Below are 19,704 nucleotides of genomic sequence, written 5' to 3' on the forward strand. Positions count from 1 at the left end.
GCGTTAATCAGACGACGGCCTTGGCTTCCTCGATGAGGGAGGAGACCGCGGCGAAGAGCGGGTGGTCCGCTGCCAGACCGGTAATCGTCTCCGTGGCCTCGTCCGGCGTGGACGCGGAGAGGATTTTCGCCAGCTCCACGGCCTCGGCGTCGGCCGGATCGTTGAAGCGCAGGGCCGCGGCGATCGCCCCGAGCAGCGCCTCGGGGACAATTCCGCGCTCGGCCAGCTCGGCAGCAGGGCCGATGAAGCGCTCGTGCCGGCTGAGTTTGCGCAGCGGGGCACGGCCCACCCGGTTGACGGTGTCCGGCAGGTGCGGGTTGGAGAAGCGGCCCAGGATCTTCTCCACGTACGCCTCCTGATCCCCGCGGTTGAAGCCGTGCTTGGCCACCAGCAGCTCCTTGGTTTCGTCCAGGACGGCGCGCACGTCGGCCGCGACGTCCTGATCGGCCATGGCCTCGGAAATCTTGTCCAGGCCGGCCTCGAAACCGAAGTAGGCCGCCGCCGCGTGGCCCGTGTTGACGGTGAACAGCTTCCGTTCGATGTACGGCTCCAGATCGTCCACGAAGGTCGCGCCCGGGATCACCGGCGCCTGCCCGGTGAACGGGGTGCGGTCGATCACCCACTCATAGAACGTCTCCACCGTGACGTCCAGGCCCTGCCCGGCTTCCTGATTGGGGACGATCCGGTCCACTGCCGTGTTGGCAAACACGGCGCCAGCGTCCAGGGACCCGGCGGCCGGATCCCACTGGGCAGCGACTTCGGACTTGAGGTTGTCGGTCGCGTTGATCGCGTTCTCACACGCCATCACCTGCAGCGGCGCCAGCCCGGGGGCGCGGGCCGCGATCCCCCTGGCAATCACCGGCGCCACAAACTTCAGGATGTGCGGCCCGACGGCGGTGGTGACGATGTCCGCCGTCGCGATTTCCGCCACGACATCGGCTTCCTGGGTGCCGGAGTTCAGCGCACGGAAGTTGTCGATGGTGCGGACGGCGGGGTGCTCTCCCACTTCGTGGACCTGGTAGCTGTCTGCGGCGGCCAGCTGGGTGATGAGGCCGTCCGCGACGTCCGCGAACACCACCTCATACCCGGCCTCGTGCAGCAGCAGGCCCACGAATCCGCGCCCGATGTTTCCGGCTCCGAAATGAACAGCCTTCACTAGGAGTTGACCTTTCCGAACAGGGCCAGCACTTCGTCAACCGTGGTGGCCGCCTCAAGCTGGGCCACCTGGGCCTTGTTGGTGAAGACCTTGGCGATCGAGGACAGGATGTGCAGGTGTTCGTTGTTGACGCCGGCCACGCCGACCACGAACTTCACTTCCTTGCCGTTCCAGTCGATGCCGTTCGGGTAGCGGATCACCGATACCGCAGACTTCATGATGTGGTCCTTCGCGGCGTTGGTGCCGTGCGGGATGGCGAGGAAGCTGCCCATGTAGGTGGAGACGGATTCCTCGCGTTCGTGCATGGCGTCAATGTAGCCGGAGTCGACGGCGCCGCGGTCCAGCAGCAGCTGCCCGGCCTCATCGATCGCGGCGTCCCGCGTGGTGGCGGTGCCGTGGAGGATGACGCTTTCGGCCACCAGGATGCCCGCAGGACCCGTGTCGGCGTCCGGCTCGGCGTCTGCAGGGGCCTCCTGAGTGCCGACGGCGGCAGCGGCAGGGGCCGCACCCGCGGTGCCGGCCGCCGGCGTCTCAGCTTCCGTGTTGCTGGCCTTGACCAGCTCCACGATCTCGTCGTACCGCGGGCTGTTCATGAAGTTGTCCACGGAGACATGCACGGCGCTTTCGGTCGCGGGCTTGGCCCGCTCGGTCAGGTCCTGGTGGGTGATGACGACGTCGTACGTGTCGCTGAGGTTGGCGATTGCGGAGTTGGTGACCTTGACGTCCGTGAACCCGGCGGCCTTGATCTTGTTGCGGAGCACGGAGGCGCCCATCGCGCTGGAGCCCATTCCGGCGTCGCACGCAAAGACGATGTTCTTGATCGGGGTCGCCAGGACGGCGACGCCGCTGGCGCCCACGCCCTCACCGATCAGGGCCGCGGAAACCGAGCTCTTCTTGCCCTTCAGGGCCTCCATCCGGTGCGTGGCCTGGCCGAGGTCGTCTTCCGCTGGCGCCTTGCTGGCCTTCAGGATCACCGATCCGATGAGGAAGGACACCGTGGTGGCGAACAGAACCGAGAGTGTCACGCCGACGTAGCTGTCGCGTGCGGTGGAGGCGTAGACAGCGATGATGCTGCCCGGGGCGGCCGGGGACCGGAGGCCGGCGCCGGTGACCACCAGGGTGAAGATGCCGGTCATGCCGCCGCCGATCGCGGCGAAGATCATCATCGGCTTCATCAGGACATACGGGAAGTAGATCTCGTGGATGCCGCCGATGAACTGGATCACTGCCGCGCCGGGAGCGGACGCCTTGGCCAGGCCCTTGCCGAAGAACGAGTAGGCGAGCAGGACGCCGAAGCCGGGACCGGGGTTGGCTTCGAGCAGGAACAGGATGGACTTGCCCTGCTCGAGCGCCTGCTGGGTGCCGAGCGGGGTGAGGATGCCGTGGTTGACGGCGTTGTTCAGGAACAGGACCTTGGCGGGTTCGATGAAGATGCTGGTGAAGGGCAGCAGGCCGTTCGCCACAAGGAATTCGACCACGGCGCTGGCGCCGTTGCTGAAGGCCTTCACGATGGGGCCGACTATCAGCATGCCTACGACCGCCATGGCGGCGGCCAGGATGCCGGCCGAGAAGTTGTCGATCAGCATTTCGAAGCCGGGTTTGACCCGGCCTTCCCAGATCTTGTCCGCCTTCATCATCAGCCACGCGGTGAGCGGGCCCAGGATCATGGCGCCGATGAACATCGGAATATCGGTTCCGACGATCACACCCATCGTGGCCACGGCACCCACCACGCCGCCACGCACGCCGTAGACCATCCGGCCACCGGTGTAGCCGATCAGGAGCGGGAGCAGGTACGTGATCATCGGACCGACCAGCTTGCCGAGCTCCGCATTGGGGAAGAAGCCCGCGGGGATGAAGAGCGCCGTGATGAAGCCCCACGCGATGAACGCGCCGATGTTGGGCATGATCATGCCGGACAGGAACGTCCCGAATTTCTGGACGTGTACCCGCACGCTGGTCTTTGGTTTCGCAACTGTATCTGTTGCCATGTGAATTCCTAACCGTCGTTCCCGCTGCTTTGCGGGATGGTCCGATAATTTCGCCGAGCTAGCTGGTGGAGCTGGTGGAGATCCGGTGGAGCCATTCGAGGAAGAGCTTGAGTTCCGAGCTGGAGAGCTGGTCCGAGTGGGACGCCTGGAGTGCTGCGTTCAATGCGATGGCCGCCACAACCACTGAGGATTTTCCGCTGTCATCAGAACCGTTGTCCCGGGCCTGCTCGGCGGAAACCGCAAAAATCATGGCGTCGCGGGTCATGGTGGAGAGCTCAAGGTTCCGCTCCGGCACCTTTTCCGCGATCAGCATGAGGGTCACGCCCACGTTGGCCGCCAGGATGGACCTGGCCGCCTCCTTGGGCGGGACGTTGAGCTGGCCGGAGACCGCCGCCTTGTTCAGCATCTCCTCCATGAGGGCCTCGGCATCGGCGACGATGGCCGGACGGCTCTCAGGGCGGATATTGCCAAACATGACGAGGTACAGTTCCGGCTGATTCAGCCCGAACTGGACATGGTTGTCCCACATCCTGCGGATGTCCTCCAGCGGTTGGCCAGAGGGCGCGAAGTCACGTTCGCCCGCGACATATTCGTCGAAGCCTGCTGCGACGACGGCGTCGAACAGCCCTTCCTTGTCACCAAAGTGGTGGTAGAGGGTCGGTGCCGTAACACCGGCCAGCTGTGTGATCTGGCGGGTCGAGACTGCGGATCCGCCCGAGTTGGCCAGCAGCTCGGCGGCTGCACGCAGCAGCCGGGCCTTGGGTGGTAGCTGGCCATCGTTACTCATAACCGCTACCCTAGCACCTATAGCAACGCTATATGAACTGCATCACATACAATTTTTGCAGGTGCCGTGACCCGCCCGTTGACGTAGCCGTCAGCCGCAGGCACAGATGATCAGCAGGGTCAGCGGCGGCACCCGGTTTACCGGCTTAGTGGCCACTGGCCTACGACAGAGAATGAGGACCTTCAGTGCAGAACTTCCCAGGAGTAGGCGTTAGCCCAGGCCGCATCATCGGCACCATCCGGCAGATGCCCAAACCGATCAGCGAACCGCCCGCCGGAGAGCAGCTTCCCGCCGGCGTCACGGCAGAAGACGCGACGGCGGCACTGAAGGCCGCGGCGAAATCCGTCCACGACGAACTCAAGGCCCGTTCCGAGACCGTCACCGGCGACGGCAAGGCCGTCCTCGAAGCCACCGCCCTCATGGCCACCGACACGATGCTGCTCAAATCCGCCGCCAAGCTGATCGGCCGCGGCACGTCCGGGCAGCGGGCAATCTGGGAGGCCGGCGCCTCCGTCTCGGAAATGCTGCACAACCTTGGCGGCTACATGGCCGAGCGCGCCACGGACGTCCTGGATGTCCGGGCCCGGATCGTGGCGGAACTGCGCGGGGTTCCCGCGCCGGGCATCCCCGTATCCTCCACCCCGTTCATCCTCATCGCCGAGGACCTGGCCCCAGCTGATACCGCCACCCTGGACCCGGAAAAGGTCCTTGCCCTGGTCACTGCCGGCGGCGGGCCGCAGTCGCACACCGCGATCATCGCCCGCTCGCTGGGCCTGCCGGCCGTGGTCGCCGCCGTCGGGGTCGACGAGCTCGCCGACGGCACCGAGGTGTACGTGGACGGCGCGGCCGGCCTCATCACCGCGAACCCTGATGAGTCCCAGCGCGCGGCAGCAGCCCACTGGGCCGCCACGGCCTCGCTGCTGTCCGCCTTTGACGGGACGGGCACGACGTCGGACGGCCACCTCGTGCCGCTCCTCGCCAACGTCGGCGGCGCCAAGGACGCCGTGGCCGCGGCCGGCCTGAACGCCCAGGGCGTGGGACTGTTCCGGACCGAGTTCTGCTTCCTCGAGCGGGACACCGAACCGACCGTGGAGGAACAGGCTGCCGCCTACCAGGGCGTCTTCGACGCCTTCCCCGGCAAGAAGGTAGTGCTCCGCACGCTCGACGCCGGCGCGGACAAGCCGCTGCCGTTCCTGACCGACGCCACCGAGCCCAACCCCGCCCTGGGCGTCCGCGGCTACCGGACCGATTTCACCACGCCGGGGGTCTTGGAGCGCCAGCTGCAGGCAATCGCGCTGGCCGAAAAGGCATCCGAGGCCGACGTCTGGGTGATGGCCCCGATGATTTCCACCGCGGAGGAGGCGGCCCGTTTTGCCTCGCTGTGCGCCACGGCAGGGATCAAGACCCCCGGCGTCATGGTGGAGGTCCCCTCCGCCGCCCTGACGGCAGAGGCCATCCTCCGCGAAGTCGGCTTCGCAAGCCTGGGCACCAACGACCTCACCCAGTACGCCATGGCCGCCGACCGCCAGCTCGGCCCGCTGGCCGCCCTGAACACGCCCTGGCAGCCTGCCGTGCTGCGGCTCGTGGGCCTGACGGTGGAGGGCTCGGCAGCCGAGGGGCACAACAAGCCGGTGGGAGTGTGCGGCGAGGCCGCCGCGGACCCGGCCCTCGCCGTCGTCCTCACGGGCCTCGGTGTCACCACCCTGTCCATGACGGCGCGTTCCATCGCGGCCGTCGCCGCCGTGCTGAAGACCGTCACCCTGGCCGAAGCGCAGGAGCTGGCCAAGCTGGCCTTGTCCGCGCCGAGCGCAACTGAAGCCCGGGCCTGGGTCCGGGCAAAACTGCCGGTTCTGGAGGACCTTGGGCTGTAACCGCGCGGCAGCCGGCCGGCCCGCAGCCGGTGGGCCCGCAGGCCGGCCCACCGGCGGGCCCTTCCGCTGCGCCGGTGCCGCTAGGATGCACTCATGGCACTGATAGCTCCCCGGGTGACGGCCGGCCTCCCGGCCGAAGACGCGCAGAAACTCCGGTTCGCCCTCGACGGCAGCCACGACATCACGGTGTTCGTCGACGGCACCGTCCATCGGCTGCCGCCCGCGGCGCGGGACGCCGTCGTCGATTTGCTGGGCCGCTTCAGCCGCGGCGAGGCCGTTACCGTGAGCAGCGTCGAGGAGATGCTCACGACGTCCCGGGCCGCGGAGCTTGCGGGGATTTCGCACACGTACCTGCGGAACATGACCGACCGCGGCGAGATCCCGGTTGAATACCGCGGAACGCACCGGCGGATCCGGCTGGCCGACATCATGGCCTGGCTCGAGACGCAGAAGAAGAACGGCATGGGCACCGCGCCGCCGGCCGGCCAGGGCGACGAGGGTGCCGGTGGTGAGTGCACAGATGCTTAATGAAGGGATGCTTCATGAAGCAGTGATAAGGATCAAGCAACGATCCCGCTCTTGCGCGGAAACACTGATATCGCGCGGGTTACGCTTGAATTGTGGGTAAATTCAGAGGGTGGCACATCGTGGCAGGCATCGCCGCCATGCTGCTCGCTGGCATCCTCGGAACCGCGATGGGCCTGAACATCACCGCCACGTATTTGGCCAGCGGCGTCGCTTTCGTTGCGGTCTCACTTTGGGTGGACAGCCGGATTTCCCGCCGCCGGAGCGCCGTCCGCCATCCCGGTCCCGACGCCGGTCAGGACGCGAAACTGGCCCTGGACACCGATTCTTCCAAGCCCGAGGGCTAGGCCGCAGGCTCACATCAGGCTGAATCCGCTAAATCCGTGGCCGTCCCGCCCAGCGTCGCGCCTTGAGCGCAGCATGCAGTTCCAGCCGCACCATTCCCTTCAGCGGATCCACGCCCAGCAGCTGGCGAATCCGGCCGAGCCGGTTGTAGATGCTGCTCCGGTGCAGGTGCAGCTTGGCCGCGACTTCCTGGACCGAGCCGTCGTTGTCGTAGAACAGCTCCAGCACGGGCAGCAGCTCGCGGTTGCGGTCATGGTCCTCGAGCATGCGGAAATACACGGAACCCGCGTCCGCCCAGGCCCCCGCCCCGCCGCCGGCCGAGGCCAGGAGCTGGTAGACGCCGGTGGCCCGGCAGTCGACGAGCTCGCCCAGATGCGGGTCCACTGCCGCAGCCTGGGCTGCCTGCCGTGATTGCCGGTAGGCCTCGGCGAGTTCGCGCGGCTTGGCAAATCCCTCGCTTGTGCCCAGGATGATCCGCCGGACGGTGCGCCCGGAGCGTTTGGCGAGTTCCAGTTGGTAGTGCACCAGCACCTGGGCGTGGTCCGCGCGCCCCGTGGATTCCTTGAAGAGCACCACCGCATGGGTTTCGGTGCCGGCGCTGAACAGGGCCGCGTCCACCCCGATGGTCGCCTGCAGCGCCGCGGAGCGGTGAATGAGGGTGTCGGCGATGGGGTCCGAGCCCCCGGCCCAGCCGTCGGCGTCCAGAACGGTCACCAACTGCCAGGGCCCCTTGCCCTGGACCTCTTTCCAGCCCGCCACGGCCGCCGCCGCGTTGGCCTCGCCGGCGCAGGCAGCCAGGAACTCCTGCTCACGGCGGCGGCGGAACTCGGACTCGGCCGTGTTGGAGTCGAGCAGCAGGGAGGACAGCTGCTCCAGCTCCGGCGCCACGTCCTGCAGTTGGGCGAGGACGACCGCGGCGCTTGGTTCCCCGGCGGCGAGCTGGACCCAGAGGTACCCCACCCGGAAGCCGCGCACCAGCAGCGGCACGCACACACGGCCCAGCATGCCGAGATCCTCGTTGGCCGGCACCACCACCGGCCGGACCGCCGTCGCAATCCCGTGGGAGAGCTGCCACGCGATGACGTCCACGGGAACCCGCTTGCTGAGCAGGAAGTTCACCCGGACGCGGTCCGCATGCGATTGGTTGGAGCTGTAGGCCAGGAGCAAACCGTCGAGGTCCTCGAGGGAGAGGCCGCGGCCCAGCCGCTGCGCCACCTGCTCCACGAGCTGCTCCACGTCCTGCTGCTGCATCCTGCCAGACTACTGCCCCGGCCCGCCGCGCTGCGAATGCATCCGCGACGGACACGAGCCGACACCTGACGCCCGCCGCCTCGACAAATGTCTATCCGCGGATTTGAAAAACCCCGGAATCACGCGGCCGGCGCCCAGGGCACGGCGGAGGCACCTGTCGTGTGCCTCACAGCGGGATTTATTCTGGAAGTACGAATCCCCCGCTCACCCAGGCCCACGAGGCCTTTACCACTGGAGCTAATAAATGATCATCGGCGTACCCAAAGAGATCAAGAACAACGAGTTCCGCGTCGCCATCACGGCGGCCGGTGTCCACGAATTCCGCACCTACGGGCACGATGTCCTGGTCGAGCGCGGCGCAGGCCTGGGCTCCGGCATCACGGACGAGGAATACGCGATCGCCGGCGCCGAGATCGTCGCCGACGCCGACGACGTCTGGGGCCGCGCCGACATGGTGATGAAGGTCAAGGAACCGGTCAAGGCCGAATACCACCGCTTCCGCAAGGGCCTGATCCTCTTCACCTACCTGCACCTGGCCGCCGAGCCGGAACTGACCCAGGAACTGATCAACTCCGGCGTCACCGCCATCGCCTACGAGACCGTCCAGGAAGGCCGGACCCTGCCGCTGCTGGCCCCGATGTCCGAAGTTGCCGGCCGGCTGTCCGTGCAGGTGGGCGCCACCTCCCTGATGGCCCCGGCAGGCGGAAAGGGCGTGCTGCTCGGCGGCGTCCCGGGCGTCCGCCCGGCCAAGGTTGTTGTCCTGGGCGCAGGAGTTGCCGGCACCAACGCCGCCGCCATGGCCCTGGGCCTGGGTGCCGACGTCACTATCCTGGACATCAACATCAACCGCCTCCGCGAACTGGACGCCCAGTACCAGGGCCGCCTGAAGACGGTCGCGTCCAACTCCTACGAGATCGAGAAGTCCGTGGTCGACGCCGACCTCGTCATCGGTTCGGTCCTGATCCCCGGCGCCAAGGCACCGAAGCTCGTCACCAACGAGCTCGTCTCCCGGATGAAGCCCGGCTCCGTGCTGGTGGACATCGCCGTGGACCAGGGCGGCTGCTTCGAGGACACCCACCCCACCACGCACCAGGAACCGACGTACAAGGTCCACAACACGATCTTCTACTGCGTCGCCAACATGCCCGGCGCCGTCCCGAACACCTCCACGTACGCGCTGACCAACGTCACCCTGCGCTACGCCGTCTCCCTGGCGAACCTGGGCGTCAAGGCCGCGTTCGAGCGCGACGCCGCCCTGGCCTCCGGCCTGAACATCGCCGGCGGCAAGGTTGCGCACCGCTCGGTCTCCGAGGCGCACAACCTGCCCCTCGTCTCCGACTGGCACGAGCTGGTCTCCGCCTAACCGGCACCGCTTAACCAGCACCGCATCGGCTGCTCCGTAACCGCCCTTTTGGACCCCCAGAACGGCAGTTACGGGGCAGTCGATTGTTGTTTAAGCGCGATTCAGGCCAAGGACCGGGCCTGCTCGATCAGCTGCAGCACCTGGAGCGGGCCAGCGGGGTCGACGGGGACCGGCAGTGCCGAGGCGGCCCCGCCGTCGGCGATCTTAGCGGCAAGGATCCGGTAGAACTCCGGGTAGGCGCCGCGTTCGGTGGGCAGCCGTTCCAGGTGTCCGTCGCGTCCCAGCTGCCCGGCCCAGTCCGGATCTTCCACGCCGTAGTCGGCGTCCAGCGGGTTTCCGCCGGCCACGATGTAGGGCTCCTGCGGGTCCACCCCGTGCTTGGTGAAGCCGCCCTCGCTGCCCAGGATCCGGTAGCGCGGGCCCTGCTGGGCGCAGAGCATGTTCATCCAGAGGTGGCTGATCACCCCGTTGCTGTGCCGCAGGGCCACGAAGACGTCGTCGTCAACGCGCTGTCCCGGCCGCCGGGTCTCCAGTTCCGCGTGCGTCACGGTGGCCGGCCCGAAGAGCTGCACGGCCTGGTCAATCAAGTGGGTGCCGAGATCAAACAGCACTCCGCCGCCGTCGTCCGCCGTCGCGGCCGCCTTCCAGGCCTTCGGCACGTCCGGTGACCACCGCTCAAAGCGGGACTCAAAGCGGGTCACCGTGCCGAGGACTCCCGCGTCCGTGAGGGCTTTTACCGTGAGGAAATCGCCGTCCCAGCGCCGGTTCTGGAACACGGTGAGCACCCGGCCCAGCCGCGCGGCCTGGTCGATGAGCTCCTGCCCCTGGCTGCTGCTGACGGCAAACGGCTTGTCGACGACGACGTCGAGACCGGCTTCCAGCGCCGCGTTCGCCAGCGGATAGTGGGTGGCGGGCGGCGTGCCGAGTACCAGTAAGTCCAGGTCGCCAGCCAGTGCCAGAATGTCGGCCGGGGTGTCGACGATCCTGGCCGCCGGGTAGCTGCGCGCGGCGGCGGACTGCCTGCCGGCGTCGGAAGTGGAGATGGCATCCAGCGAATAGGCCGGGTTTGCGGCGATGAACGGGGCGTGGAAAACCCTCCCCGAAAGGCCGAAACCGGCGACGGCTGTGCGGATGGGCAGGCCTGAATCGTTGCTCATGATGCCTAGGCTACCGGCCGCGGTGGTCGTTGGACCGTGGTTGGCTTCGCCGCGGGCCCGTTAAGCGAAACGGGCCGGCGCCTCCCGGAGGCTTCCAGGGGACGCCGGCCTCGGCCGTGGTGCTTTATTGCTTGGTGGTGCTCAGGGGGCAGGTACTAGCTCTTCTGCCAGCCCACGACGCTCCAGTCCGGCGTCTGGAACAGGCCGGCGCCGTAGTTGGCCAGGCCCGTGCGGGCGAAGTAGATCTGCGGGCCGTTCATGATAACGCCCATGGAGAAGTACTTTTCCATGTGCTTCTTCTCGACGTCCATGGCGGCCTTGTTGCGCTGGGCGTCGTCCTGGATGGACGCGAGGTCCTTGATGGCCTTGTCCAGTTCGGCGTCGCCGAGGCTGTTCTCGTTGGTCTTGGAGTCGTAGAACTGCTTCACGGCGGCGGTGGCATCGGCGCCCACCGTGTAGCCGCTGATGGTGAGCTGGAAGTCGCGGCTGCCAACCACCTTGCCGAAGTCGGCGTCGCCCCGCTGGTCAATGCCGACCTCCATGCCGGCGGCCTGCAGCTGCTTCTGCAGCGTCTGCACGGTGGCCAGGGCGGTGGGGTCGTCACCGAAGTTGGTGATCTTGAACGACGCCGGGACGCCGTCCTTTTCCATGATGCCCTTGGCGTTGGCCGTGTAACCGGCCTCGGTCAGGACCTTCTTGGCGGCGTCGGCGCCGGTTTCCTTGACCGGGTAGTTGTCCTGGTAGTACTTCGAGAACGGCATCAGCATCATCGAGCCCGAGCTGTTCTCGTCCCAGTTCAGGCCGCCGAAGCGGACGGCGCGGATGGCGGGACGGTCGACGGCGGTGAAGATCGCCTTGCGGACGGCGACGTCGGTGAGCGGTGCCTTCAGGGCGTTGAGGTTCAGTCCGCCCGCGAAGAGCCGCTGACCGCGGCGGACCTCGGAGTTCTTGGAGCCTTCAAGCTGCTTGTACTTGGTCAGTGTGCGGCCGTCCGCCATGTCGACTTCGCCGTTCTTGAAGGCGGCGATCTCGGCGCTGGCCTCCAGCTGGCGGAAGATCACTTTCTCCAGGACCGGCTTCTCGCCCCACCACTTGTCGTTCGGAACAAGGGAGACGGTCTTCGCGGCAGAGTCATATTTATCCACCTTGAACGGGCCCGCCATCCACTCCGGGTGCAGTTCGCCGGTGAAGCCGGTGTTGAACAGTTCCGGGGTGTTGACTGCCTGCGGGATGAATCCGCCGAAGATGTCGCTGAGGGGGTACACCGGCTGCGTGGTGGTCACAACGACTTCCTTGTCGCTGCTTCCGGCCTTGACGGAGTCGATGAACTCGTAGGCGCCGGACGAGACGATGTCGATGTCCTTGTTCTTGCCGTTGAGCATCTTCCAGGTGTTTTCGAACGTGGCGGCGTTGATCGGAGTGCCGTCGTTGTAGGCGGCCTTCGGGTTGATCTTGATGGTGATGGTCTGCTTGCCGTCTTTGACCTCGCTCTTGAAGTCCTCGCAGAAGTTCTTGTTGAGGTTGGCGGTGCCGTCAAAGTCCAGCTTCCAGCAGCCCACGTAGCCGGCCTCGTCGATCGGGTAGTGCAGTTCCGTGTTGTCCGCCGAGTTGCCCGCGTTGGAGAAGCCGTTGAAGTCCGGTCCGATGTTGCCCAGGGGCAGCGTCACGGTGCCGCCCTGCTGCAGGTCGGAGGCCTTCTTGGCGTTGACGCTGACGAGCTTGCTGAGGTCGCCGGAGGCATCCTGTGCCTTGGCGCTCTCGGCCGTGGTGGAGGCGCCGCCGCTGCCGCAGGCAGTCAGCGCAAGCGCCGCCACGACGGCGGTGATGGCGCCGATCTTGGTGCGATTTTTCATGAGATCCCCTTCATTTTTTTCGTGCGAGTGTATGCATGGTGGTCTGGCGGATTGGTGGTGCTGGTCCGGGTTCTGGCGGTCGGGCAGTCAGTTGTCTTCGTGGACAACGACCATGTCCGCGTCCAGTTCACCGTCCGGGTAGAAGCAGGCGAACTGCTGGTCGACGGCGGCCGGCTCGAGGGCGGGCTCCAGGGTCAGGCACTTCTCCTGCTTGGCCGGCGGCAGGGCCGCAAACACGGGACAGCGGGTGGCGAAGTTGCAGCCTGCCGGCGCCTCCAACGGCGAGGGCAGGTCGCCCTGGAGGATGATCCGGTCGCGGGTGCGCTCCAGCTCCGGATCCGGTACCGGAATCGCGGAGAGCAGGGCCCGGGTGTAGGGGTGGCGGGGGTTGTCGAAGACGGCGTCGACGTCTCCGATCTCCACGATCTTGCCCAGATACATGACGGCCACGCGGTTGGAGATGTGCCGGACCACGGAGAGGTCATGCGCCACCATGAGGTAGCTCAGGCCCAGTTCGGCGCGGAGCTTGTCCAGGAGGTTGATGACGCCGGCCTGCACCGACACATCGAGTGCGGAGACGGGTTCGTCCAGGACAACCAGCCGGGGGTTCACGGCGAGGGCGCGGGCAATGCCGATGCGCTGGCGCTGGCCGCCGGAGAACTGGTTGGGGAAACGGTTGACGTGGTCCGCCTGCAGGCCCACCAGCTCCATGAGCTCCAGGATCCGCTTCCGGATGGCTGGCTTGGGCATGCCCAGGTTTTCCATCGGTTCGGCCAGGACCTCGTAGACGGTGAAGCGCGGGTCAAGCGCCCCGGTGGGATCCTGGAACACCATCTGCAGTTCCCTGCGCATGGCACCCTTGGCCTTGGCGTCGGCGGCGTGCTTGTTGCTCAGCCCGCCAATGACCACCTCGCCGTCCTGGTCCTTGTGGAATTCCATGATTTCCAGCAGGGTGGTGGTTTTTCCGCAACCGGACTCCCCGACGATCGAGAAGCACTCGCCCTCGCGGATGTCGAAGCTCAGCCCGTCCACGGCTTTCACCGTGCCGATCCTGCGCTTGAGCAGGGCCCCCTTCATGAGCGGGAAGTGCTTCCTGACGTCGCGGAGTTCCAGGACGGTCGTGCGCTCGTGCCGCGGCACCGCGTCGAAGCGCGAGACCGGCACGGCCGGGGCGGCAAAAATCGCGTGGGCGTCGACGTCGGCGAGGGCCTCGGTCTTGATGCACGCGGCGCTGTGCCCCGCGCCGGGCGCCACTGCCCGAAGGTCCGGTTCGCCGTCGAGGCAGGCTTCGCTGGCCAGCGGGCAGCGCGGCGCGAAGGAGCAGCCCGTGGGCGGATGGGCGAGGTTCGGGGGGATGCCCTCGATCGGCACCAGCGAGGTCTTTTCCGCAATGTCCACGCGCGGGACCGCGCCAAGCAGGCCCATGGTGTACGGCATCCGCGGGCTGTAGTAGATGTCGTCGACGCTGCCGGTCTCCACGGGCTTGCCGGCGTACATCACCATGATGTCGTCCGCCATGGCGGCGAGCACGCCGAGGTCGTGGGTGATCATGACGACGGCGGCGCCGGTCTCCTCCTGCGCGGCGTGCAGCACCTCGAGGACCTGCGCCTGGATGGTGACGTCCAGCGCCGTCGTCGGCTCATCGGCGATCAGAACCCGCGGGTTGTTGGCGATCGCGATGGCGATCATGACGCGCTGGCGCATGCCCCCGGAGAACTCGTGCGGGAAGGCCTTGAGCCGGTCCTTCGGGCTCGGGATGCCGACCAACCCCAAGAGTTCGACGGCGCGGGCCTCCTTGGCCTGCTTGCTCATGGCCGGGTTGTGGACGGTCAGGGCCTCGACGATCTGGGTGCCGACCGTATAGACGGGGGTCAGGGAGGACAGCGGGTCCTGGAACACCATCGCAAGGTCGTTGCCGCGGTGCCGGCACATGGCCTTGTCGCTGAGACCCAGCAGTTCCTTGCCCTTGAGCCGGACTGAACCGCTGATTTCCGCCGTCGGGGGCAGCAGCCCCATGATCGCCATGGACGTGACCGATTTGCCGGAGCCGGACTCGCCCACGATCCCCAGCGTTTTGCCGGGCAACACGTCGAAGTCGATGCCGCGTACGGCGTGCACCACGCCGTTTTCCGTGTTGAAGCGGACGTTGAGGTCGCGGACGGAGAGGACTGCGTCGGTGGGGGCGTGCAGCCCGGCGACGCTGAGACGCTCGGCGGTGCTCTGGGCGGTAGCCGGGGCGGTGGTATTGCTGGTCATTTGCTCGTCTTCTGTGTCTTGCCGGTCACGGCTCGGCCGATTCGGGGGCGCCCCCGCTTGGCGCGGCCAACGGAGCTGGAGCTGGGGTCGAACGCGTCGCGGAGGCCATCGTTCATCATGGCCAGCGAGCCGGTCAGCAGGAACATCACGATCAGGGGAGCCCAGAACATCCACGGAAAGGTGGAGACCTGGGAGGTGGACTGGCCGATCAGCACGCCCAGGCTCACGTCCGGGACCTTGATGCCGATGCCGATGAAGGAAAACGCGACTTCGGCGAGGATGGCGCCGGTGACCCCGCGGGTGACTTCCAGGACCAGCAGGGAGCCGATGTTCGGCACGAGGTGGCGCCAGACGATCCGGCGCGGCGGGATGCCCATGTACTGGGCGGCCTTGACGAAGTCACGCTGCATGAGCGACAGCGACAGGGACCTGATCAGGCGCGCGGTGCCCATCCAGCTGAAAACCAGCAGCACGATGATGAGCAGCAGCCAGCTTGGGACGGCGTTCTTGAGGCCGTTGGCGCCGCCACTCGTTGCCACCGCGACCACCAGCAGGGCCGGCATCATGATCAGGGCTTCGAGGATGAACAGCATGACCTTGTCCACCTTGCGGCCGAAGTACGCCATGGTGCAGCCGTAGACGGCGGCGATCAGCACCGAGACGAGGCCGACGACGACGCCGATCAGGATGGACACCCTGGTGCCTTCGACAGTCAGGGCGTAGAGGTCAATCCCGGCCTGGGAGGTGCCCAGCAGATGCTCCGCGGAGGGCGGCATGCCGATGTTGAACGGGTCGATGGCCTCCTTGTCCCAGCTGCTGAAAAACCCGCCGATGAAGGAGAAGAGGGTCAGGGTCAGGAAGATGACCAGGCCGGCGACGGCTGTCCGGTTGCGCAGGAAGCGCCGCAGGATGATCCGCGACTTGCCGATCACGACGTCGTCGTTTTCGAGCTTTCCCTCGTCGAGAATGGCGGCCGGGTCAATGGTGTTGAGGTTGGTCATGATTACTGCACCCGCACTCTCGGGTCGACGAGCGTGGTGGCGAAATCGGCGAGGATTGCCCCGACGGCGAAGATGACGGAACCGTAGGCGAGGGTGGCAGTGGCCGCGTTGACGTCCTGCAGCGCGATCGAGTCGATGGACCAGGACCCGACGCCGTGCCAGGCGAAGATCTTCTCGGCGAAGAAACCGCCGGCAAAGATCGCCGGGATGGTGAATGCGATGCTCTGCGCCACGGGGATGAAGGACACCCGCAGGGCGTGGCGGCTGATGGCCTGGTTGCGGGTCAGGCCCTTGGCCCGGGCCGTCCTGACGAAGTCGGCGTTGACGTTGTCCAGCAGGTACTGGCGCTGGGCGATCTGGTATGCGCCCCAGCCCACAACCGTGATGGCGAAAGTTGGCACGGCATAATGGGCGAGCATGTCGACGAACTGGGCCCAGCCGCCGCCGTCAAGGCCCGGGGTGGAGATGCCGGTAACAAAGAAGACGCGCTCCCCGACCGACTCGTTGATGTTGATGGCGCCCAACTGCACCAGGAAGTAGGCGATCGGGGCGGGGACGATGTACATGAGGTAGCTGTACGAGGTAATGACCCTGTCCGAGGCCTTGTACTGGCGGGCGGCGGTGTAGACGCCGAGGGCGACGCCGATCACCAGGGTCAGGATGATCGAGGCCAGGAAGAGCCGGGTTGAGATCCAGACCCGGTCGCCGAACTCGGCGTTGATGAAGGCGCCGTTGGGGCTCCGCCCCCAGTCCCAGCGGGTAAGGATGCCCGTGAGCCAGTCGACGTAGCGCTCCCACGGGTTGAGCGTCGGATCGAGCCCCTTGAGCCGGAAGGAATTGACCACCTGTTCGGGGGTGGGCCGCGGAATCCGCTCCTGCTCGAGCAGCGCCGGCTGCAGTGTGCTCACCGCCAGGAGGTAGCCGGCGCTGGTGGTCAGGAAGATCATGAAGACATACGTGACGGCACGTTTTGCGAGGTATCGAAGCATGGAGCGGCTAGTTCTGGATCGCTGTTGCCTGAGCGGATCCGGGCGCCAAGGCGGCGGCTGGACCGGCCAGCCTGCCTGCCGGGATGACAAGTCTATTCACAACTTCGGTCCTTCCGTCGTCCCCCATCCGGCAGCGGGTTCCGCCGCCGGATCGGGATCATGTGCCAGCTGGTTTCCGGCCGCCCGCAGGCCTCGCGGCTTAGTCCTTGTGGACTATGTTGCGGGTCACATTCCAGAGGAAGCTATCACATGAGCCGGGCCGCGCAGCGCTCCCGGCGGCCGCGACACGGCGGCTCAACTACAGATCGTTATGAATAAGTCCGCGGAGTGGATTTTGACTCGCGGAATCGTCAACACCGCGCTACCGTCCGGCCACTACGCGCGTGACAAGTTCCCGCCAGGTTTCCGCCAGCCGCTCGGGCGCAATCCCGTGCACGCTGACGGAATGGAGCAGCCGTTCCGGCTCCAGCGCCGCCCCGAGGGCCGACGCCATGAGCCACGGGTCCGCCGTCACTCCGGCTTCGCGCAGCAGCATCTCAAGGTGGCGGTGCCAGAGGACGGCCGGCGGCACATCGAACCTGTTGTAGGCCGACGCGTCGGCGGCTCGGGCCAGCTCCCCGAACTCCAACGTCCAGGCAATGCGGGCGTCGCCCACGGCGATCAACCGCTCCAGGGGCGGCGCGCCGGGACCCACCGGGGGCGGACCAAAGATGAACCGGCCCTGGAATTCGGCCTCGGCATCACTGAGCAGGGCCATCATCAGCCCGGCACGGCTGCCGAACCGACGGAAGACTGTCCCTTTTCCAACTCCGGCGCGCTGCGCCAGCCGGTCCATGGTGAGGGCGTCGACGCTGGATTCCTCCACGATTTCCCGGGCGGCGCAGAGAAGCAGCTCCCTGTTGCGCGCCGCGTCGCGGCGCCCGGCTTCTGCGACGGGCGCCGCGGGGCGCCCTCCCCCGGACTGGGCACCGGGACGGATCGGGATGAGGCTCACACCGCTGAGTCTAGCGCCCCGGAATAGAACCGGACCATAGTCCGTTTAGCATGGGTGAAGGCCCGCAAAGCCCTACGATCCACCAGCCGCCGGAACCATCCTGCGGCGTGATGCACAGGAGTACACATGTCCAAGCAGACCATCCTCGCCCTTGTCGGCAGCCTTCGCGCCGGCTCCACCAACCTGCAGCTGGCCGAGGCCATCGCGCTCAACGCCCCGGAACAGGTGGACGTGGTCATTCACGAGAGCCTGGGCAACATCCCGTTCTACAACGAGGACATCGACGTCGAGGGCCAGGTGCCCGCCGCCGCCGCCGCCCTGCGCGCCGCGGCCAGCAAGGCCGACACCATCTTGCTGGTTACGCCGGAACACAACGGCACGGTCCCGGCATCGCTGAAGAACGCCATCGACTGGCTGTCCCGCCCGTTCGGCGCCGGCGCCCTGTCCGGCAAGCCCACCGCGGTTGTCGGAACCGCCTTTGGCCAGTTCGGCGGCGTTTGGGCCCAGGACGAGGCCCGCAAGGCCGTCGGCATCGCCGGTGCCCAGGTCCTCGAGAACGTCAAGCTGGCAGTCCCCGGCTCGATGGTCCGATTCGCCGAGGTCCACCCCAAGGACGACGCCGAAGTTGTCGAGCAGATCAAGGGCGTGTTCGACGCGCTGGCGGAAGCCCCCGCCGCAGCGGCGGCCTAGGCCCTCCGCAACTCACGGAGCCCGCTCCACGCCACCGAGGCCCCCGGCAGCATGCAGTTGCCGGGGGCCTCGGGGATTCCGGGCCGCCCGCGGCCGGCGCCGCGGAAGGCAGCTTGACGATTTGACGGCGCAAGAAAACAATCGTTTCCTCCCGTGCAACATGGGTAGTATCCTTGGGTCTGTGACCCACGAAACACTTGATGCCGCCGCAGCAGTACTTCCGGCCGAGGCCATTGACGCAATCGAACGTGCGGCTACGTCCGCCCACCGCCACGAGATCTTGTTCTCGGAGCGCGCAGCAAATATCAAGCAGTCGGCAGTCCGGGACGTCTTCGACATCTCGATGCGCCCCGGCCTCGTTTCCCTCGCCGGCGGAAGCCCCTACCTGCAGTCCCTGCCGCTGGAACGCCTTGGCCAGACCGCCGCGAAGATCATCGCCGAGCAAGGCATGACCGCCCTGCAGTACGGCAGCGGCCAGGGTACCGATGAACTCCGCGCCCAGATCTGCGAGGTTATGGCGGCAGAGGGGATCCTCGACGCCGATCCCGCGAACATCGTGATTACGGCCGGTTCGCAGTCCGCCCAGGATGTGGCCGCCAAGGTCTTCTGCAATCCGGGAGATGTGGTGCTCGTGGAGGATCCCACCTATGTCGGCGCCCTCAACACGTTCGAGGCCTACCAGGTGGGAGTCGAGACCGTGCCGATGGACGGCGACGGCATTGTCCCGGACCTGCTGGAAGCGAAAATCGCCGCCCTCCAGACCGCCGGCAAGAACGTCAAGTTCCTCTACACCATCCCCAGCTTCAACAACCCGTCCGGCATCACCCTGTCCGCAGAACGCCGGCAGGCGGTGGTGGATATATGCCGAAACGCGAATATCTTGGTCCTGGAGGACAACCCCTACGGCCTGCTCCGCTTCGACGGCAAGCCGCTGACCCCCTTGCGGGCAGCCAACCCGGACGACGTCATCTACATGGGGTCCTTTTCCAAGATCTTCGCCCCGGGCCTGCGGATCGGCTGGGCCCTCGTCCCGGCCCACCTGCAGCGCCGGTATTACCTGGCATCAGAGGCCGTCACCCTGTGCCCGCCGACCCTGAACCAGATGCTGGTATCGGCCTATCTGCGCGATTACGACTGGCGCGGCCAGATCGAGACGTACCGCGGGCTGTACAAGGAACGCTGCGACGCAATGCTTGCCGCCCTGGCCGAATACATGCCAGAGGGACTGAGCTGGACGCAACCCGACGGCGGTTTCTTCGTGTGGGTCACGTTGCCCGAAGGCGTGGACACGTACCCGCTGCTGTCGAAGGCCATCGACGCCGGCGTCGTCTTCATCCCGGGAGCGGCCTTCACGCCGTCGGACGACACCTCGAACAAGATCCGGCTGGCGTTCAGCGCGGTGCCGCCCGAGTCTATCCGTGAGGGCGTGCGGCGGCTCGCGCCGGTCCTGCGGGAAGCGTTGGCCGCACTGTAGT

The 19,704-nt window shown here is 66.9% G+C and carries 16 protein-coding genes; 6 read left to right on the forward strand and 10 right to left on the reverse strand.

Features of this window, described 5'->3' with window-relative positions:
- Nucleotides 1-7: 7 nt before the first annotated feature.
- From AC1DEM_RS02625 to AC1DEM_RS02635, 3 genes are read right to left on the reverse strand one after another with little or no spacing between them, the layout of a single operon-like run.
- Nucleotides 8-1,156: a mannitol-1-phosphate 5-dehydrogenase gene (locus tag AC1DEM_RS02625; protein WP_476882981.1), complete on the reverse strand. Its 1,149-nt coding sequence runs from the start codon at nt 1,154-1,156 to the stop codon at nt 8-10.
- Nucleotides 1,156-3,147, reverse strand: coding sequence for a PTS mannitol transporter subunit IICBA (locus AC1DEM_RS02630; RefSeq protein WP_476882982.1), 1,992 nt, complete (start codon nt 3,145-3,147; stop codon nt 1,156-1,158). The genes AC1DEM_RS02625 and AC1DEM_RS02630 overlap by 1 nt, the downstream gene beginning before the upstream one ends.
- 58 nt (nt 3,148-3,205) lie before the next feature.
- Nucleotides 3,206-3,934: a TetR/AcrR family transcriptional regulator gene (locus AC1DEM_RS02635; protein ID WP_476882983.1), complete on the reverse strand. Its 729-nt coding sequence runs from the start codon at nt 3,932-3,934 to the stop codon at nt 3,206-3,208.
- 185 nt (nt 3,935-4,119) lie between these two features.
- Here AC1DEM_RS02635 and ptsP point away from each other — a divergent pair, with 185 nt between their 5' ends.
- The 3 genes from ptsP (at nt 4,120) to AC1DEM_RS02650 (ending at nt 6,677) form a co-directional block, all read left to right on the forward strand.
- Entirely contained in the window at nt 4,120-5,805 is a 1,686-nt protein-coding gene (ptsP, locus tag AC1DEM_RS02640) for a phosphoenolpyruvate--protein phosphotransferase (RefSeq protein WP_476882984.1), read from the forward strand.
- Between the two features lie 93 nt (nt 5,806-5,898).
- Nucleotides 5,899-6,333, forward strand: coding sequence for a helix-turn-helix domain-containing protein (locus tag AC1DEM_RS02645; protein ID WP_476882985.1), 435 nt, complete (start codon nt 5,899-5,901; stop codon nt 6,331-6,333).
- A 92-nt stretch (nt 6,334-6,425) separates the two neighbouring features.
- Entirely contained in the window at nt 6,426-6,677 is a 252-nt protein-coding gene (locus tag AC1DEM_RS02650; protein WP_476882986.1) for a hypothetical protein, read from the forward strand.
- 28 nt (nt 6,678-6,705) lie between these two features.
- On the opposite strand, the gene AC1DEM_RS02655 is transcribed toward AC1DEM_RS02650, so the two are convergent.
- The gene (locus tag AC1DEM_RS02655; protein ID WP_476882987.1) at nt 6,706-7,926 is read right to left on the reverse strand and encodes a PucR family transcriptional regulator; all 1,221 of its coding nucleotides are present in this window, start codon (nt 7,924-7,926) and stop codon (nt 6,706-6,708) included.
- Nucleotides 7,927-8,170: 244 nt separating this feature from the next.
- On the opposite strand from AC1DEM_RS02655, the gene ald reads away from it, so the two are divergent.
- Nucleotides 8,171-9,289 (forward strand): alanine dehydrogenase, encoded by a 1,119-nt coding sequence (ald, locus tag AC1DEM_RS02660; protein ID WP_476882988.1) that lies wholly within the window; start codon nt 8,171-8,173, stop codon nt 9,287-9,289.
- Nucleotides 9,290-9,390: 101 nt separating this feature from the next.
- Here the strand turns inward: ald and AC1DEM_RS02665 are convergent, their stop codons facing one another.
- The 6 genes from AC1DEM_RS02665 to AC1DEM_RS02690 all read right to left on the reverse strand — a co-directional run bounded on the left by AC1DEM_RS02665 (nt 9,391) and on the right by AC1DEM_RS02690 (nt 17,539).
- Nucleotides 9,391-10,446, reverse strand: coding sequence for a Gfo/Idh/MocA family protein (locus AC1DEM_RS02665; RefSeq protein WP_476882989.1), 1,056 nt, complete (start codon nt 10,444-10,446; stop codon nt 9,391-9,393).
- A 155-nt stretch (nt 10,447-10,601) separates the two neighbouring features.
- The gene (locus AC1DEM_RS02670) at nt 10,602-12,299 is read right to left on the reverse strand and encodes an ABC transporter family substrate-binding protein (protein WP_476882990.1); all 1,698 of its coding nucleotides are present in this window, start codon (nt 12,297-12,299) and stop codon (nt 10,602-10,604) included.
- A gap of 87 nt (nt 12,300-12,386) precedes the next feature.
- A complete protein-coding gene (locus tag AC1DEM_RS02675) occupies nt 12,387-14,555 on the reverse strand; it encodes a dipeptide ABC transporter ATP-binding protein (protein ID WP_476882991.1) in 2,169 nt (722 codons plus the stop codon).
- Nucleotides 14,552-15,556 carry an ABC transporter permease gene (locus AC1DEM_RS02680; RefSeq protein ID WP_476882992.1) on the reverse strand — a complete coding sequence of 335 codons (1,005 nt, stop codon included), beginning with the start codon at nt 15,554-15,556 and terminating at the stop codon, nt 14,552-14,554. The genes AC1DEM_RS02675 and AC1DEM_RS02680 overlap by 4 nt, the downstream gene beginning before the upstream one ends.
- A gap of 2 nt (nt 15,557-15,558) precedes the next feature.
- Complete coding sequence (locus AC1DEM_RS02685) at nt 15,559-16,545, reverse strand: ABC transporter permease (RefSeq protein WP_277524574.1); 987 nt, start codon at nt 16,543-16,545, stop codon at nt 15,559-15,561.
- A 361-nt stretch (nt 16,546-16,906) separates the two neighbouring features.
- Nucleotides 16,907-17,539, reverse strand: coding sequence for a TetR/AcrR family transcriptional regulator (locus AC1DEM_RS02690; protein ID WP_476882993.1), 633 nt, complete (start codon nt 17,537-17,539; stop codon nt 16,907-16,909).
- 126 nt (nt 17,540-17,665) lie between these two features.
- On the opposite strand from AC1DEM_RS02690, the gene AC1DEM_RS02695 reads away from it, so the two are divergent.
- The gene (locus tag AC1DEM_RS02695) at nt 17,666-18,229 is read left to right on the forward strand and encodes an NAD(P)H-dependent oxidoreductase (protein WP_476882994.1); all 564 of its coding nucleotides are present in this window, start codon (nt 17,666-17,668) and stop codon (nt 18,227-18,229) included.
- Nucleotides 18,230-18,410: 181 nt separating this feature from the next.
- Complete coding sequence (locus AC1DEM_RS02700; protein WP_476882995.1) at nt 18,411-19,703, forward strand: aminotransferase-like domain-containing protein; 1,293 nt, start codon at nt 18,411-18,413, stop codon at nt 19,701-19,703.
- Nucleotide 19,704 lies beyond the last annotated feature (1 nt).

This window comes from Arthrobacter sp. 05T420 (assembly GCF_056396305.1).

What these genes read in the sequence shown, in the direction of transcription:
- AC1DEM_RS02675 (WP_476882991.1), bottom strand. Translation starts at nt 14,555, where the DNA reads ATGACCAGCAATACCACCGCCCCGGCTACCGCCCAGAGCACCGCCGAG.
- AC1DEM_RS02665 (WP_476882989.1), bottom strand. Translation starts at nt 10,446, where the DNA reads ATGAGCAACGATTCAGGCCTGCCCATCCGCACAGCCGTCGCCGGTTTC.
- AC1DEM_RS02645 (WP_476882985.1), top strand. Translation starts at nt 5,899, where the DNA reads ATGGCACTGATAGCTCCCCGGGTGACGGCCGGCCTCCCGGCCGAAGAC.
- AC1DEM_RS02695 (WP_476882994.1), top strand. Translation starts at nt 17,666, where the DNA reads ATGTCCAAGCAGACCATCCTCGCCCTTGTCGGCAGCCTTCGCGCCGGC.
- AC1DEM_RS02685 (WP_277524574.1), bottom strand. Translation starts at nt 16,545, where the DNA reads ATGCTTCGATACCTCGCAAAACGTGCCGTCACGTATGTCTTCATGATC.
- AC1DEM_RS02670 (WP_476882990.1), bottom strand. Translation starts at nt 12,299, where the DNA reads ATGAAAAATCGCACCAAGATCGGCGCCATCACCGCCGTCGTGGCGGCG.
- AC1DEM_RS02630 (WP_476882982.1), bottom strand. Translation starts at nt 3,147, where the DNA reads ATGGCAACAGATACAGTTGCGAAACCAAAGACCAGCGTGCGGGTACAC.
- AC1DEM_RS02655 (WP_476882987.1), bottom strand. Translation starts at nt 7,926, where the DNA reads ATGCAGCAGCAGGACGTGGAGCAGCTCGTGGAGCAGGTGGCGCAGCGG.
- ald (WP_476882988.1), top strand. Translation starts at nt 8,171, where the DNA reads ATGATCATCGGCGTACCCAAAGAGATCAAGAACAACGAGTTCCGCGTC.
- AC1DEM_RS02680 (WP_476882992.1), bottom strand. Translation starts at nt 15,556, where the DNA reads ATGACCAACCTCAACACCATTGACCCGGCCGCCATTCTCGACGAGGGA.
- AC1DEM_RS02635 (WP_476882983.1), bottom strand. Translation starts at nt 3,934, where the DNA reads ATGAGTAACGATGGCCAGCTACCACCCAAGGCCCGGCTGCTGCGTGCA.